This window comes from Pseudoalteromonas sp. SG43-5, from assembly GCF_014164345.1.
Classification (GTDB): Bacteria; Pseudomonadota; Gammaproteobacteria; order Enterobacterales; family Alteromonadaceae; genus Pseudoalteromonas; species Pseudoalteromonas distincta.
In genome coordinates, this window is sequence record NZ_JACJFA010000003.1 from 93,269 (window position 1) to 107,796 (window position 14,528).

Below are 14,528 nucleotides of genomic sequence, written 5' to 3' on the forward strand. Positions count from 1 at the left end.
CCTTTTATACCGTTAGCTAAAATTAAACGCGGCGATTTTAGCACAACCTCATAAACCTATCATCTACTTATACTGCAGTGTATTAACGCCTAATTTATAAATAATGTTTAGCATCCTCTGGGTTGGGTACTCTGCAATACTGATATTTTCCAAATAACGAATACCTATTTAAAGCAACCCTATCGTATAACCAATTATTAAACCTATTTGGCAAAATACTAAATACGTTTGCTAGTTTGTATGGGTAACCTAGCTGCTTAACAACATTAAAAAAAGCATGGCTTTGTGTAAATGCTTTACCATTTTCAACAAGCACCATTGAAGCGTATTCACTGGTTGAAAAACCAAAGTGTGTTAACAACAGTTCTCCTTTTGGAGATTGCACGCTGCATAATTTAAAAATAGTAGTTTTATCGTGAGCAATAATAAAGTTACACCACGCGCTGCAAAGCTTACATTGCGCATCAAATAAAATAATTTTTTGGTTTTGCATTAATATAGCTGCATCATCGCTCATAACACTTTCCTTAAATTAAGTAATAAATTACTGCTGCACCGGCTTTTTTTGTAACTTGCGCTGCAAAGTACGTCTATGCATATTAAGTTGCCGCGCGGTAACCGACACATTGCCATTATTACTGTGTAATACTTGTTGAATATGTTCCCACTCTAAGCGCTCCGGCGACATAACCGCATCATCAATAACATTCGATGCCGATGACACAGGATCGGTGTTAAGCGCTTTTAATAATGTTGCCATATCAACCGGCTTAGTAAGGTAATCGTTTGCGCCTAAACGCATTGCCTCTACTGCGGTTGCTATACTTGCAAACCCGGTTAGTAAAACAATATGAGCTTGGGGGAGCAAACTACGCAGCGGCTTTATGAGTGTAAGTCCGTTATCGTCGCCTAGTTTCATGTCTAATAAAACAAAGTCGGGCAATAATTTACGCGCAGCAAGTAACGCATCACTTTGGTTATGCGCCACCTCGCAGGCAAAGCTTTGTTTAGTTAAGCGCCTTGCCAGTGTGCTGGCTAAATTAATGTCGTCTTCAATTATAAGTAACTTCATGAGGCGTTATTCTCAATGTTTACAATAGCGAGTTTAACTTTGGCGACAGCGCCGCCATCTGCATGGTTAAACAAGATAAGTGAGCCATTTAAACGCTCAAAAGTAACATTTGATAAAAGCACAGCAAGCCCCATTCCCTGATCGCTTGGCATAAGTTGCCCGCCAAGCTCTACTAATTGCGATGATGAAAAGCCACGGCCAAAATCACGAATTAACAAATAAACGCATTCGCTATGTAAGTTATCTTGCTGCCAACTCAGCTCTAATTGAGTTTTACCTTGTTTTTGATTAGCAAGCGCGGCGTTTTGCAATAAATTTAAAATAGCAGGCAATAACATCGCATCACTCAATAGCGTTGCCGCAATAGGTGGCGTAATCCATTTAATGTACTGATCAGGGTATTGCAGTAAAAGCGTATCTGTAATTTGCGTTTGCAGTTGCTTTACGGTGGTATGCTCTTGTGAATTTTTAAGGCGTAATTGCTCTGAGAGTTTTCTAAAGTCGTTAAGCTGCGTACTACACTGAGTAAGCGGCGCTTGCATGTGCTTAACAATTGGGTTGTTTGGTTGCTCTTCTAATAACTCTTCAAACAGTAACTGTAAGTTTGCAATTGGGGTCGCTAGTTGATGGGTGATTTGTGCAGCAGCCCCATCAAGGGTAACTAGCTGTTCATTACGCAATTGTTTTTCACGCACGTTTGCAATAATTCGCTCTCGCTCTTTAAATGCCCTGCTCATTGCGCCAATAACAAGTGCAATTACGCTGGCACTTAAAACAAAATTAACCCACATGCCAATAAAATGACCACTCATATTCATTTGATGCATACTGTGATCGGGCATCTTTATAAGTAGCAAACTGTATGCGGCAATGGCTAATACCGCAATATAAGCTAATCCTTTTTCTCGCAGCGTAACAGCAGCTATCATTATCGGGAGCAATAACAGCGAAACAAATGCATTAGTTGCACCGCCGCTTAGCGATAGTAAAACCGTTAAAAATAATACGTCTGCAGTTAGCTGCATCAACATACCCAAAGGTTTAGCACGGCTTACATTTCGATAAGCAAATAGGCTAATAAGCTGAAACACAGCCTCAACGGCAATAACAATAAGTAAAGGCAGTAATGCAATTTGATGTTCTAGTAAAAAATAAACGCTAAGTACCGCAATTAATTGCACGGCAATAGCGCCGCTTCGCAGCATTAATAATCGACTAATGGTGGGGTCGGTACGCATTAACAACAGGTTATTGCCCAATCAAATGTTTAATAAGGTTATTTTAACGGTTATATGATTTTTAATCATCATCCATCGAAATTGAAAACGGCGCACAAGGCGTTCCTTGGTGAAACACCATTTTCCATTGTTCATTACTTTTACGCCAAAGCGACATACGCAATGAATAATTAAACTCAGCGCGAGCAGAGCGCCTAAAAGCAGCTTGGTAACTAAGTTGCACTACATCATCGCTCAGCATTCGGCCCTTAAAATGCTGATTATAAAACTGTGGCACAACCTCGGTAGGTAAGCGGGTAAGTACTTGGTATTTATTAAATGTAGTGCCATTGGCAGCAATTTCGATAAATTCATCATCGAGTAAAGCATCTAATGCGCGCTCAGATTGGCGAACTTCTGGGTCTAGTAACTGGCGCTCAGCGTCAATCAAATGATTAAACAACGACACTTTTATTTTGCTGCTCATAACCTTCCCTATTGTTTATAAACTTGCCAAGCTTTCATAACAAATTGCACGTTTTTAAGTACGTCGATATTTTTAAGCGGTGAGCCATTCACACTGATAATATCTGCTTGTTTACCAACACTCAAGTCGCCAATGAGTGCGCTTTGCCCCAGCAGTTTAGCTGCATGTATGGTTGCTGATTTAATAGCTTGGGCTTCGCTCATACCATTGTTTACCATTAAACTAAATTCGTTAGCATTAAGCCCATGACGCGACACTCCAGAGTCTGCTCCAAAAGCTATATTAACCTTGTTTTTCAATGCAAGTTTAAACGAAGCCTGCATTTTTGGAGTCACTTCACGCACTTTGTCGGCTATTGCCGGTGGCATATTTGGGTTTGTAAGCACCTCTTCACTTACCGTTGCCCCCGCTAAAAGCGTCGGTACTAAATAAGCCCCCGTTTTTTTAAATAACTTTATTGCCTCTTTATCTAAATAAGAGCCATGCTCAATAGAATCTACACCGGCTTTTAAGGCCGCTTTTATACCTTGTGTACCGTGTGCATGGGCTGCAACTTTACGCCCTAAGTGGTGGGCCGTATCAACAATTGCAATCAGCTCTGCATCTGTAAGTTGTTGGTTAACACCAGCAGCGGTATTACTTAGTACTCCACCCGTGGCAGTAACTTTAATTACATCAGCGCCACTTTTAATTACCTCGCGTACCGCACGGCTACAATCATCCGCGCCATTACATATACCAATCCCGCCTGTAACCGCATCTGTAATATCTTTTCGATATCCGTGCATATCTGCGTGTCCGCCGGTAGGCGATATTGTATTACCCGCTGCAAAAATGCGAGGGCCGTTAATATCATTTCGCTCAATAGCGCGCTTTAGCGGAAATATTACTTTGTGATCGCTACCTAAATCACGCACTGATGTAAAACCCGCATCGAGCGTACGTTGTAAATATTTAATTGAGCGCAAAGCATAATCGGCATCATATTCTGTAGCCCAGCGGTGAGGGTTTGCTTTTGAATCTCGCTCAAACGTAACGTGAACATGCATATCAATAAGACCAGGCATTACAAATTGATTTTTAAGATTGATAATATCGGCATCAGGTAGGTTAAGTTCTGCTTTTGTGAGGTAGCCGTTTTTAATGGCTGTTATTGTATTATCTGTTATGACTAACGTTTGCTCTGTTTTTACTTTTTGATCTTCGGATGCAAGTAAACTGCCCGCATAAATAATTTTATGCTGCTGAGCAAAAGCCCCATTTGTTATTAATGCCAGCGTTATTGAAGTGAATGTTGTTATTAGTGTTGTTTTCATACTTGCTCCTTTTTTATACTAGCATTACCTTAAATAACCTGTAATTGCGAATATTTACGATACAAAACATGCTATAAACTAGTCTTGAAAGCCGTTTTTTGGTATAACTCCCCCATTAGTAACACATGTCAGACCACCTTAAGAGAACATACTATGCCTTACGCACATATCACTGGTTGGGGTAAATGCATTCCACCAGCAAGCATTAGCAACGATGAAATTAGTGAAATAGTTGATACCACCGACGAGTGGATAACCACGCGTACTGGCATTAAATCTCGCCGAGTGAGTCATGTAAGTACCGCTGAGCTGGCAACCGTTGCAGCTAAGCATGCTATTGCGTGCGCAGGCATTGATCCTAAAGATATTGATTTAGTGATATTAGCAACCTGTACACCTTCTACTGTTGTGGCAAATACCGCCTCACAAGTGCAAAAAAATATTGGTGCAACAGGCGCTGCCGCAATGGATACAAACGCGGCATGTTCGGGCTTTTTATATGCGTTGCAAGCTGCTACAGCACAAATTCAAGCGGGTATGATTAAAAAAGCAGTCGTTATTGCCTCTGAACGTATGACCTGGTACGTAAACTGGGCACGTCGCGACAGCGCTGTTTTATTTGGCGATGGCGCAGGTGCAGTAATACTTGAAGCTGCCGATACGCCAGCGGGTTTACTTGGTACCAAAACCGGTTGTGACAGCGAAGACCGCGATATTTTACACATCACCAACTTTGGTAGCGATTTAAATAAGTATGAGCCAATTGGTCCTTCTGATTTATTATTTGAAGGTCGTGAAATTTTTAAACGTGCTGTAAAAGGTATGAGTGAAGCCTGCGACGACGTACTGCAACAGGCCAACTTAAGCCTTGACGACATTAATGTACTCGTTCCACACCAAGCTAACTTACGTATTATTCAGGCTATTCAGCATCGCTTAAAAGTACCTGACGAAAAAGTAATGGTTAACATTGGTGACTATGGTAATACCTCTGCTGCGACTATTGCTATTGCGTTATGTGAAGCGGTTGAGCAAGGGTTAATTAAACCGCATTCAAACATTATGTCTGCAGCATTTGGTGCAGGCCTTACGTGGGCTGCAAGTTACATAAAATGGGGCGAACGTGTAACGCCTATTAGTGAAAGCGATGCTGCTTTACCACCATGTGATAAAACTGGTTTAGAGCTTGTAGCACCGGCCGTTAAAGCATGTAAAGAAGCCGAGCCTAGCTAACACAACATGTAGTAAGCCACATATAAAATGCACTTATTTAAGTGCGTTTTTGCTTTTTAAGGAATTAAATTTGAAACTTTTAGGTATTCATCACGCTGCTATAATTTGTAGTGACTATGCACGTTCTAAACACTTTTATAGCAATGTACTTAAACTTAACGTTATTAATGAGCACTTTAGAACTGATCGTAATTCATATAAATTAGATTTAGCCATGCCCGATGGTAGCCAAATAGAGCTATTTTCGTTTGATGGTTCGCCCGAAAGACCCAGCTATCCCGAAGCACAAGGCTTAAGACATTTAGCTTTTAAGGTAGCGGATGTACAGATTGCAAAAACGTATTTAGAATCGTGCGACGTAAAAGTTGAGGATATTAGAGTGGATGAAATAACCGGCAAAAAGTTTACCTTTTTTGCCGATCCAGATAACTTGCCACTTGAGCTTTATGAGGTTTAAAGCTCATAAAGCTCAAGTTTTTACTATTGAATCAAAAACTTACTTATTAAAACGATTTTGTAGGTAATTAAACACCGCACGAATACCTAATGCTTCACCACCCGTTGGACGACCTGGTAATGCACGTAAGTTCCATGCCATTACATCAAAGTGTACCCACGGTGTTGTTGGTTCAACAAATTCTTTTAAGTAAAGCGCTGCGGTAATAGCACCACCAAACGGTGTGCTTGCGCAATTTGCCATATCGGCTACATCACTTTTTAGTAAGCTTTTGTATTGCTCAAACAACGGAAGTTGCCAAACAGGGTCATGTACACTTAAACCGGCGTCAATAATGCCATTTGCTACATCGCACTCTGTTGAGAAAAAGCCCGGAAGCTCCGTGCCCAGTGCAACACGGCATGCACCCGTGAGAGTAGCAAAATCAATAATTAGCTCAGGATTATCGTTTTGCGCTTCGCTTAATGCATCACATAATACTAAGCGACCTTCAGCGTCGGTATTATCAATTTCGACCATAATACCTTTGCGCGTTTTAATAACATCGCCTGGGCGAAATGCATTGCGCGATACTGCATTTTCAACCGCTGGTACAAGTACACGTAATCTAATTGGTAAGTTAGCTGCCATAATAAGCTGCGCTAGTGCAATTACGTGCGCCGCGCCGCCCATATCTTTTTTCATGTTACGCATGCCAGAGCTTGGTTTTAAATCAAGTCCGCCTGAGTCAAAACATACGCCCTTACCGACTAGCGTAATTAATGGAGCATCTGTCGCGCCCCATTTTAAATCAAGTAAACGCGGTTTATTTTCGCTTGCACGACCCACCATATGAATAGTCGGGTAGTTTTGCTCTAGTAACTCATCGCCAACCCACTGTGAAAATTCGCCATTGTAAGTTGCAGCTAAATCTTCCATAACTTGCGATAAATGTTGCGGCATCATATCTACCGCTGGAGTATTAACTAAATCACGTGCAAGTGTAATGGCATCAGCTTGTTGGCTAATGCGCTCATATAACGCTTTATCGCTAATGGCTAATTGCGCCTTTGCCGTTGGCTTTTCTTTATATTCACTAAATTCGTAACCACCAAGTACAAACCCTAAAGCAACCTGCTCTACAAAAGCGCTGTCGCCTTGAATTTGATAAGTACCTGTAGGAAGTGTATTTGCTAAATTACCCGCAGCCCAAAAATCATCGCTGCTTTGCATTAAACAAAATACCTGGCTTAACTCGCCCGTTTTAGCATCAGGAATTAAAGCAACACCTTGCTTTTCAAAACCTGTATTAGTTAACCAATTTTGTATAAATGCAGGCTGCTGTGCTTGCCAGTCAGATAATTCGTTTTTAAGAATAAAAGATAAAGGAATACCAGAAGATGTATGACGTAGTAATGCACTCATTAAAAAGCTCATATAATATAAAAATGGTACTTAAGAGCATATCAATAAGCGCACCTAAAAGGTATCGCTAATTTGAAGGGATTTTAGCTACTTTTTTAAGCTATTTTTAGATTCTTGCTTTTGATTTTCTTGATCTATTTTAGCATCTAGTTCTTTAATAGATTTGTTCATATTAAACGAACTTGGCAGTACATCAACTCCCACCAAACTCCCTAATTTAACAACTAAAGGAATTGTAAGCGGAGCAAAAGGTAATACAGCAAATACACCGAGCCCTAACCCTTTTAAAATATCAACAAATTGCTCATTTGCGCGTTTTAACTCTTCTTTACTTGTATGGCCTTGAGTGTAACGCCTATAAATAGAGAGCATTTCTTTAGTTTCTTGTTTTTCTTGGGCGAGTGCGATTTTAAGCGCCACCATAGCACGGCGAAAGCGCAGCTGTTGGCGTTTTTTACTAATTTTAACTACCCGCCAAGGTGCACGGTGAATAACTTTATATAATCGCATAACTTTTATTTTCACACAGCAGCACAGGTTCACAAAGAATAATTTACTTTCAACACCCTTTAACTTACCCTTTGCACCAAATTAGTATTAAATACATACAACAATGCAGAATATAACAAATCAATTACCGCAAAAACCTGAAAAACCAAAATCGGATGAATGTTGCGGTGGTGGCAGTTGCTGTCCCTGCGTATGGGATGAATACAAAGAAAAATTAGCAGCTTGGCGGTACGCACAAAACATTGAAAACCCCACAAAAAAAGATACAAATAAATAACATTTAAATGCAGTTAGCGCATTAATATTCCCCTCAATAGCCTTATTTGCACTTATTTAGTTCATTTTAGTTTTACTTTGCACCACTGTTGCATTTTTTCTTAAATTGAATCTTTTTGTTATCAAACGGTTAATTAGTAATTGCCCTTCCTGTTTTTTATCTATAGTCTGTAGATAGGACTTCACAAAAAGTAAGCTTAATTGATTAGGCTTTTGAGCTAAAACCTCAAACTTATGTGAAACAAAAAATTAAGTTAAAAACAAATGATGTGAAATTCACATCAAAAATAAGAATTATTCTAACTGGGGAAAATTAGAATGAAATTAAAAAGTAATGCGCTAAACCAAGCAATCAAATTTGCTTTAGCTACAACCACTGCAGGGTTATTTATTTCTGGATCTGCTATTGCGGCAGACGAGCAGGAACAAACTAAAGTAAATAAAAACGTTGAGAAAATTGCCGTAGTAGGTACGCGTTCAGCTCCTCGTTCAATAGGTGACTCACCGGTTCCAATCGACATTATTGGCGGCGAAGAGCTTGAAAAGTCAGGTAACACTGACATGCTTGAACTTTTAAAAGGTGCAGTACCATCGTTTAACGTACACCAAAACCCTATCAGTGATGCGGCTTCTCTTGTTCGTCCAGCTAACTTACGTGGTTTACCGTCAGACAGCACATTGGTTCTTTTAAACGGCAAACGTCGTCACCGTGCTTCTGTAATCGCATTTTTAGGCGGTGGTATTAACGATGGCGCGCAAGGCGCAGATATTTCAGTTATTCCAAGCATTGCGATTAAACAAGTAGAAGTACTTCGCGATGGTGCGGCTGCGCAGTATGGTTCTGATGCAATCGCCGGTGTAATGAATTTCCAACTAAAAGACGCTTCAGAAGGTGGTAAATTAGAAATCCGCCATGGTCAATTTTATGAAGGTGATGGCGATACAACACAAGTGTCGGGTAACGTAGGTTTACCGTTTACCGACAATGGTTTTGCTAATTTAAGCTTTCAATATAAAACAGCTGATGCAACAAGCCGTTCAGTTCAACGTGCCGATGCTGCAGCACTTTCAGCTGCCGGTGTGCCTGATGTATCTTCTCTTGCACAAGTATGGGGTGCACCAGAAGTAGATGACGATATTACTATTTTTGGTAATGTGGGTTTAGAGCTAACAAACGACTCTGAATTTTACATGTTTGGTAACTACTCTGAACGTGATGTACGTGGCGGTTTTTATTACCGTAATCCGCAAACTCGTTCTGGTGTTTACTCAAATGATGGTGGCGAAACATTACTTGTTGCCGACACAACACCTGATATGAGTGCTAACTGTCCAACTATCACAATAACAGACGGCAATGTACTAGATGATCCTGCTTACATAAATGGTGTAGCAAACAACCCAGATTGTTTTGCCTTTAATGAGATGCTTCCAGGTGGCTTTACACCTAACTTTGGCGGCAACATTACTGATACTTCTTTAACTATTGGTACTAAAGGTCGATTCACTGGTGGCTTCTTAAAAGATACTTACTATGACTTAAGCGGTACTGTTGGCTTAAATGAATCACGTTACTTTATTTACGACACGGTTAATGCCTCTTTAGGTGCAGATACACCACGAGACTTCAGCCCGGGTAAATACGAACAGCTAGAGAAGAACTTTAACTTTGATTTATCAAAAGGTATCGACTTTGGTTTAGCTTATGATGTAAACATTGCCGGTGGTTTTGAGTGGCATGAAGAAACATTTACTATCGTCTCTGGTGATGAAGCATCTTACACAGCAGGCCCTTTAACAGAACAAGGCTTTGGTATTGGCTCTAATGGTTTCCCTGGTTTTAAACCATCACAAGCAGGTGAATTTTCTCGCCGTAACTATGCAGCATATGTTGATGTTGAAGCACCGTTTACTGAAGACTTCTTAATGGGCGTAGCACTTCGATTTGAAGACTACGACAGCTTTGGCACTACCACTAACTACAAAGTAATGGCTCAATACCATTTAACTGAAGACTTAAACGTGCGTGGTTCTGTAAGCAGTGGTTTCCGTGCACCAACGGTTGGTCAAGCTAACGTAAGTAATGTACAAACAAGTTTAGATGGCGGTGTATTACAAGATTCAGCGCTTCTTCCACCAACAAACCCAATTGCAGTGCAATTAGGTGGTACAGAGCTTGAGCCGGAAGAATCGCAAAGTTATACGCTTGGTGCTGTATACACAATTGGCGAATTATTTTTAACGCTTGATTACTACAACATCCAAGTAGATGACCGTATTAGCCAATCAGATAAAATCAACTTAAGCCAAGCAGACAAAGATACCCTTGCAGCAGCAGGAGTACCTAATGTACAAGGTCTTGCTCAAGTAAGCTTTTTTACAAACGACTTTGACACAACAACACAAGGTATCGATTTAGTTGCAAACTATACAGCTGAATTAATGGGCGGTAGCTCTACATTTAGCCTTGCATATAACTGGAATGATACTGAAGTAACTAAATTTAGTGAAATTACAGGTGCGTTTAAAGTTAAGCGTTTAGAAGAAGATTTACCTAATCATCGTGCAACGTTCACATTGTCTCAACAATGGGAATCAGTTTCTGCATTTGCTCGTGCAAACTACTACGGCGAATACCAAGGTGTTCACGTTGATTATGATGCAACAGCTAAAACAGCAGATGCTGCAGTCACTATTGATGCTGAAGTAACTTACTTCTTAAATGAATCAGTTAGCTTCTCTGTAGGTGCTCAAAACTTATTCGACCAAGATGCTGAAAAACTTGATTTTGCAGATGCAACGGGCATCCCTAATAACAACTGGGGTGGTCAGTTCTACGAAACATCTCCGTTTGGTATTAACGGTGGCTTTTACTACGCTAAAGCAACATATACTTTTTAAACTATTTTCATGAAGAACCAAAGGCGAAATGTTAAATACATTTCGCCTTTTTAATTTTATAGTTAATAAAAATAATAATGAACAATACCAATTGCATTGAATAAGTGTTCTATTATAGCGCTCAGAAAATAGCGTAATAACAAGGCGAAAACTATGATATATAGTTGCTCTATATGAATAATTTTTAACGCAGTGAGTACGCTATTTAATGCGATAGAATGATTATTTTTTAATAAAATTGGTATAACTATGCTACTTGAAAAAGCCAACCAACTACTGCAACAAAATAAACTCAAAGAAGCCGAGTTCCATTTTAAAGCAATTTTAAATAGTAACCCTGAAAATGGTGAGGCTTTATTTGGCTTAGGCAGAATTGCCTTACGACTAGAACGTTACGACGCTGCTGTATACCTACTCCAAAAAGCCTGTGAGCGCTTGCCTCATATGCTTGAACCATTACATGCCCTTGCTGATGCTTTTAACGGTGTTCATTCGCCAAACGATGCGCTAACGGTGCTTGAATACGCAAAAAAATTAGCAAGTCATAATCCAGAACCTCATTATTACTTAGCACAGCACTATTTAACACATGGCGAGTTAGATAAAGCTCATACAACTTTTGCTCATGCACTCAGCATTGGTGTATACCCTGTAACAGCCTATATTTTATTTGAACTTGTACAATTAGGTCGCTTTGATAAAGAACATAATTATGTAAGTAATTTGCACCACTTATTAACTCAAACTAGTAATTTACGTTTAAAAATGGTGTGTTACTACGCATTAGCAAACAGTTACGATGCACTTGAGGATACCGAGCAAGCATTTAATTATTTTATATTGGCGAATAAATTACAAAAAAAATTAAGTGAATTTAACACTAGAGATTTAATCCCTTTTTACGATGAAATAATAAAATACAACACCGAGGAGTTTATAGCCTCTGCCGATAAAAAATTTACGGGTAATATCACGCCTGTATTTATTATTGGCATGCCTCGTAGTGGCTCTACCCTTGTGGAGCAAATGTTGGCAAGCCATAGTCAGTTTTCGAGCCTAGGAGAGAGCACGAGTATTAGTAATAACGCAGTTGCTTTTATCGAACAAAAAACGGGAGTGACTTACCCGCAATGTTTAGCACATTTAACGCCGGATTTAATCAAAAAAGCCCGCGAGCTGTATATCACAACATTAAAAACAGCATCGCCCATCAGACCTTTTATAATAAATAAACTGCCGAGTAATTATCAGTCGCTCGGACTTATATATATTCTATTTCCAAATGCTAAATTTATAAATTTAAGTCGTGATTTTAATGCCACCGCATTTTCTATCTTCACTAATTACTTTGCTGAAAACGAGCCTTACTTTTGCTCACTACCTGAGTTTAAGCTTTATCATAAGTTGTATGAAAAATTGATGAGCCATTGGCACTCTTTTAAAGAGATGCCAATTTATGATGTCAGTTACGAAGATTTAGTGAGTAACCCAAAAGAGCAGCTAACGCAGTTACTTGGTTTTTTAAACTGTAGTTTTGAAGAGCGCTGCTTAGCATTTTATAAACAAAAAACACCGGTAACGACCTTGAGTAAACATGCTATTCGCCAACCTATTAATAATGCCGCAATCGCTAAGTGGGAGCGTTACAAAACACCTCTTTTAAAGTTACTTGATGAGAATTAATTAATCGGATGTGCTTTAAACCAATTAAGTAAATCTTTAAATTGATCATCACGCGCACTTGGGTGGGTAAGCATATTAATATGATCGTAATCAAAATTATGCCCGTGTTTACGACCGTAAATTTGCATTTGTTGAATGCCTAGCCCCGATTCGTCCATAAATTTTTGAATATCGATTGGTTGCGCTAATGCTTTATCTTTTACCGCAGCAATATGAAGCGTTGGCGGTAAATGCAGGTTGTTTAGCGCTTTTGCATAATCAAAATTATCATCAGAATCTATCCATGGCTTCTTTTTAGCCCATTGCATACTTTGATAATGCGACTTTTGAGTTTCGTTATCGCTTCCCCACTTATAACCTTTAGCATTTAAATAGCCATGTTTTTTAGCAAGTAAAGGTGCCATAAAATACCAAATTAAATTGGCTTGTAATAATTTTTGAGGATGATTATTAAATAAAGAACGCTTAGAGCCAAAATACACACATGCTTTAACGTCGTTAATATATTCTGGAAAACGTGCAAACGCGCTGTTCATCAATACCCCGCCCCAAGAGTGAGCAACCCAGTAGTCTGGCTTTTTGCCTTCAATCAACTCTATTTGCTTAATAAACGCAGGGATGTCTTCTAGGATAGACTCAGTTTGTCCATATTCGGACTCGCTCGAAATGATTGGCTTGCTATCACCTCGGCCACGTAAATCAGCCACATAACATCTATACCCATGCTCAGCTAAAAAAGGGGCAAGTCCTTTATTAGAGTGCGTGTAAAAAATCTTACCGTTTTCTATTGCTCCATGCATAAAAAATACGATAGGCCCTTGCTGATCTTCATCGCTAATACGGCGTAAATGAAGTGTTTGCTGATCAGCTACATTAATAATTATTGATTGCTGAGAAATTGCCACAGTTATTCCTTTTTATTATTTTCAACTCATCCTACCAGTAATATTAAATATACCAAAGGAAATGTCTGCACTTTACTCATCAGCATTTGTTACAATCACCACATCATATCTGTTGTTAAAATGAAGCCATGAAAGAAAATAAAGCACGTTCAAAATTACACCCTCGTAACCTACATAAAAATGGGTACGACTTCGATTTATTAACAACAGAGCATCCTGCTCTACTGCCCTTTGTTATAACCACACCTGCAGGGACTAAAAGCATTGATTTTAGTGACAACAAGGCTGTTAAAACACTCAATCAAGCTCTTTTAAAAGCACATTATAATATTGATTTTTGGGATATTCCCGAGCACAACTTATGCCCACCTATACCTGGGCGTGTTGACTACATTCACTACTTGGCCGACCTATTAAGTGATGATAATCAACAACAAATACCTTTAGGTAAGCAAATTAAAGTGCTTGATATTGGCACTGGCGCTAACTTAGTTTATCCGCTTACTGGTACAAGTGAATATAAATGGCATTTTACTGGGACTGATATTGATACAGCCTCGGTGAAAATAGCAAAGCAAATTGCTCAGTTTAATCGTTTAAAAATCACCCTAAAACATCAAAAAAACGCATCACATATTTTTAAAGGCGTTATAAATCAAAAAGATCTATACCATTTAACGCTCTGTAACCCTCCGTTTCATGCAAGTGAAGAAGAGGCAAGTAAAGGCAGTGAACGTAAATGGAAAAATTTAGGAAAAACACCCAGTAGCACGCTTAATTTTGGTGGTCATAATAATGAATTGTGGTGTGAAGGCGGTGAAGTACAGTTTATCTCTAATATGATTAAAGAAAGCGAAGACTTTGCAGAGCAAGTACTCTGGTTTACATCGTTAGTCTCTAAAAAGGATAATATTGCAGCCCTTGAAGAAGTATTAAAAGCTCACCCAATAGCACAGTATAAAATTGTTGATATGGCACAAGGTCAAAAAATTAGCCGCTTTATTGCTTGGACCTACTTTGATAAAGACACTCGTGAGCAAATTTGTAGCGAGCTTGATTAATACCAA

The 14,528-nt window shown here is 39.2% G+C and carries 14 protein-coding genes; 6 read left to right on the forward strand and 8 right to left on the reverse strand.

The window, feature by feature from the left end:
* Positions 1-94: 94 nt before the first annotated feature.
* The 5 genes from H5161_RS04525 to H5161_RS04545 all read right to left on the reverse strand — a co-directional run bounded on the left by H5161_RS04525 (position 95) and on the right by H5161_RS04545 (position 4,092).
* Positions 95-517, reverse strand: a complete 423-nt coding sequence (locus H5161_RS04525) for a thiol-disulfide oxidoreductase DCC family protein (protein ID WP_182692720.1) — start codon at positions 515-517, stop codon at positions 95-97.
* Positions 518-544: 27 nt separating this feature from the next.
* The gene (locus H5161_RS04530; RefSeq protein WP_154902919.1) at positions 545-1,072 is read right to left on the reverse strand and encodes a response regulator transcription factor; all 528 of its coding nucleotides are present in this window, start codon (positions 1,070-1,072) and stop codon (positions 545-547) included.
* Positions 1,069-2,310, reverse strand: coding sequence for a sensor histidine kinase (locus H5161_RS04535; protein ID WP_182768779.1), 1,242 nt, complete (start codon positions 2,308-2,310; stop codon positions 1,069-1,071). The genes H5161_RS04530 and H5161_RS04535 overlap by 4 nt, the downstream gene beginning before the upstream one ends.
* 61 nt (positions 2,311-2,371) lie before the next feature.
* Positions 2,372-2,776: a DUF4440 domain-containing protein gene (locus H5161_RS04540; RefSeq protein ID WP_024595765.1), complete on the reverse strand. Its 405-nt coding sequence runs from the start codon at positions 2,774-2,776 to the stop codon at positions 2,372-2,374.
* Between the two features lie 8 nt (positions 2,777-2,784).
* Positions 2,785-4,092, reverse strand: coding sequence for an amidohydrolase family protein (locus H5161_RS04545; protein WP_182768780.1), 1,308 nt, complete (start codon positions 4,090-4,092; stop codon positions 2,785-2,787).
* Positions 4,093-4,245: 153 nt separating this feature from the next.
* Between H5161_RS04545 and H5161_RS04550 the strand changes: the two genes are divergently transcribed.
* Together H5161_RS04550 and H5161_RS04555 are read left to right on the forward strand one after the other, a co-directional pair.
* Positions 4,246-5,325, forward strand: coding sequence for a ketoacyl-ACP synthase III (locus H5161_RS04550; RefSeq protein ID WP_182768781.1), 1,080 nt, complete (start codon positions 4,246-4,248; stop codon positions 5,323-5,325).
* Positions 5,326-5,395: 70 nt separating this feature from the next.
* Complete coding sequence (locus tag H5161_RS04555; RefSeq protein WP_182733309.1) at positions 5,396-5,782, forward strand: VOC family protein; 387 nt, start codon at positions 5,396-5,398, stop codon at positions 5,780-5,782.
* Positions 5,783-5,821: 39 nt separating this feature from the next.
* Here the strand turns inward: H5161_RS04555 and H5161_RS04560 are convergent, their stop codons facing one another.
* On the reverse strand, positions 5,822-7,186 hold the full coding sequence (locus H5161_RS04560; protein ID WP_182768782.1) for a M17 family metallopeptidase: 1,365 nt from the start codon (positions 7,184-7,186) through the stop codon (positions 5,822-5,824).
* 87 nt (positions 7,187-7,273) lie between these two features.
* Entirely contained in the window at positions 7,274-7,696 is a 423-nt protein-coding gene (locus H5161_RS04565) for a hypothetical protein (protein ID WP_002959004.1), read from the reverse strand.
* A 103-nt stretch (positions 7,697-7,799) separates the two neighbouring features.
* Between H5161_RS04565 and H5161_RS04570 the strand changes: the two genes are divergently transcribed.
* The 3 genes from H5161_RS04570 to H5161_RS04580 all read left to right on the forward strand — a co-directional run bounded on the left by H5161_RS04570 (position 7,800) and on the right by H5161_RS04580 (position 12,556).
* Positions 7,800-7,973 carry an oxidoreductase-like domain-containing protein gene (locus H5161_RS04570; RefSeq protein WP_154902924.1) on the forward strand — a complete coding sequence of 58 codons (174 nt, stop codon included), beginning with the start codon at positions 7,800-7,802 and terminating at the stop codon, positions 7,971-7,973.
* Between the two features lie 317 nt (positions 7,974-8,290).
* Positions 8,291-10,873, forward strand: coding sequence for a TonB-dependent siderophore receptor (locus H5161_RS04575; protein WP_039488458.1), 2,583 nt, complete (start codon positions 8,291-8,293; stop codon positions 10,871-10,873).
* A gap of 249 nt (positions 10,874-11,122) precedes the next feature.
* On the forward strand, positions 11,123-12,556 hold the full coding sequence (locus tag H5161_RS04580; RefSeq protein WP_182733310.1) for a sulfotransferase: 1,434 nt from the start codon (positions 11,123-11,125) through the stop codon (positions 12,554-12,556).
* On the opposite strand, the gene H5161_RS04585 is transcribed toward H5161_RS04580, so the two are convergent.
* On the reverse strand, positions 12,553-13,461 hold the full coding sequence (locus tag H5161_RS04585) for an alpha/beta fold hydrolase (protein WP_182768783.1): 909 nt from the start codon (positions 13,459-13,461) through the stop codon (positions 12,553-12,555). The genes H5161_RS04580 and H5161_RS04585 overlap by 4 nt on opposite strands.
* Before the next feature lie 128 nt (positions 13,462-13,589).
* Here H5161_RS04585 and rlmF point away from each other — a divergent pair, with 128 nt between their 5' ends.
* Positions 13,590-14,522, forward strand: coding sequence for a 23S rRNA (adenine(1618)-N(6))-methyltransferase RlmF (gene rlmF, locus H5161_RS04590; RefSeq protein ID WP_182753716.1), 933 nt, complete (start codon positions 13,590-13,592; stop codon positions 14,520-14,522).
* The last annotated feature ends 6 nt before the right edge of the window (positions 14,523-14,528 follow it).

Bases quoted from the DNA above. Each gene is read 5' to 3' on its own strand.
- H5161_RS04525 (WP_182692720.1), bottom strand. From the start codon at position 517: ATGAGCGATGATGCAGCTATATTAATGCAAAACCAAAAAATTATTTTA.
- H5161_RS04530 (WP_154902919.1), bottom strand. From the start codon at position 1,072: ATGAAGTTACTTATAATTGAAGACGACATTAATTTAGCCAGCACACTG.
- H5161_RS04535 (WP_182768779.1), bottom strand. From the start codon at position 2,310: ATGCGTACCGACCCCACCATTAGTCGATTATTAATGCTGCGAAGCGGC.
- H5161_RS04540 (WP_024595765.1), bottom strand. From the start codon at position 2,776: ATGAGCAGCAAAATAAAAGTGTCGTTGTTTAATCATTTGATTGACGCT.
- H5161_RS04545 (WP_182768780.1), bottom strand. From the start codon at position 4,092: ATGAAAACAACACTAATAACAACATTCACTTCAATAACGCTGGCATTA.
- H5161_RS04550 (WP_182768781.1), top strand. From the start codon at position 4,246: ATGCCTTACGCACATATCACTGGTTGGGGTAAATGCATTCCACCAGCA.
- H5161_RS04560 (WP_182768782.1), bottom strand. From the start codon at position 7,186: ATGAGTGCATTACTACGTCATACATCTTCTGGTATTCCTTTATCTTTT.
- H5161_RS04565 (WP_002959004.1), bottom strand. From the start codon at position 7,696: ATGCGATTATATAAAGTTATTCACCGTGCACCTTGGCGGGTAGTTAAA.
- H5161_RS04570 (WP_154902924.1), top strand. From the start codon at position 7,800: ATGCAGAATATAACAAATCAATTACCGCAAAAACCTGAAAAACCAAAA.
- H5161_RS04575 (WP_039488458.1), top strand. From the start codon at position 8,291: ATGAAATTAAAAAGTAATGCGCTAAACCAAGCAATCAAATTTGCTTTA.
- H5161_RS04580 (WP_182733310.1), top strand. From the start codon at position 11,123: ATGCTACTTGAAAAAGCCAACCAACTACTGCAACAAAATAAACTCAAA.
- rlmF (WP_182753716.1), top strand. From the start codon at position 13,590: ATGAAAGAAAATAAAGCACGTTCAAAATTACACCCTCGTAACCTACAT.